Raw genomic sequence first — 1,040 nt, 5'->3', positions numbered from 1 at the left:
CCGAAAGCGGGCACCCGTGAATCCTGACCGCTGGCCGGGGGTGCCGCTGTGATGTTCTCGCTCAATGTGGTTCATGGGTGATGTTATCGGGCTGTTCTCAAATAATGTGGGCCCGTTCTCACGTAATGTGGTTCCCGGGCGCTCGGATTTTTCAGCTAATGTGGTCCCGAAACCACCGATGTAATCGGTCCCGACCATTTATGTAATCGGGCCGCTACAGCTAGCAAAGCCAGAACTGGCGCAGCTTCACGGAAAACAGATGTTTGGAGACATCTTCGCAACACCCACTTGAACTGACCTCTGGCCGCATCCAGAAGTATGCGGAAAACGCTGTCGGTATGCGCTACCATACGGAAACCTGCAAATCCGGACTGCCGTGCTCAATGACCAGCTCCGATCTCCGGTCGAACGATGGCATCCCTCCATCGCTGGTGAATGCGTTCATCGTGTCGCCGCTTAGCCCCCGGTTTGGCCCGGTCTCCTCTATCCATTGGATTGACGCTCCCGGGTCAAGCAAAACGGCCCCTGCGGATCGAACCGCGATGGTCGCCACGGGTTAGGAGGAACCCTCAGAGAAGAGCCGCTTCGTCACGCGCCGCGCTATTTCCACTTCGCGCCGAGTTGATCGAGTCCGGCCTTTTGTAAATCTTCGGGCTTCATGGCTAGCCGGAACTCGCATTCCGCGTTGAATTTGAGGAACCACGGTTCGGCGATCGACGGAAGATCGCTGGGTTCCGCGATGTCGACGATCAAAACGGCGCCGCGTTTCCTGCTTTGTTCAGTGAAATAGATGACCTCCGGTTTGCAGTCCTCGACTATTTGCGCGATGACGGCGCCGGCGTTGCCATTTCGCACAAGCGTGTTGAACGGTTCGTGCGGTATGTGGACGTTCACGAGTATGCGCATGATCGCATCCCTCCTGGTTAGATGGTTGGTCGGCCCTTGCGGGCCGACAAGTCGGGCGTGATGACCCGGGACTATTCTTTGGACACATCGGTCGATCCATCCTTGCGCCACATATAGAGGGCCAGCGAACGAGA

At 57.1% G+C, this 1,040-nt stretch carries 2 protein-coding genes; both read right to left on the bottom strand.

Annotated features, from left to right (window positions below; all coding sequences use genetic code 11):
• Window positions 1-198, bottom strand: a 198-nt coding sequence (locus tag ACYP5B_RS40730; RefSeq protein ID WP_459573419.1) for a hypothetical protein, incomplete at its 3' end; no start/stop codon positions are given.
• Window positions 199-600: 402 nt separating this feature from the next.
• Complete coding sequence (locus tag ACYP5B_RS40725; protein WP_400095513.1) at window positions 601-906, bottom strand: panthothenate synthetase; 306 nt, start codon at window positions 904-906, stop codon at window positions 601-603.
• Between the last annotated feature and the right edge of the window lie 134 nt (window positions 907-1,040).

The sequence above is a fragment of the Cupriavidus sp. 8B genome, from assembly GCF_054589115.1.
Note: the sequence above shows the minus strand (reverse complement) of the source record. Positions and strands in the feature narration are given on the sequence as shown.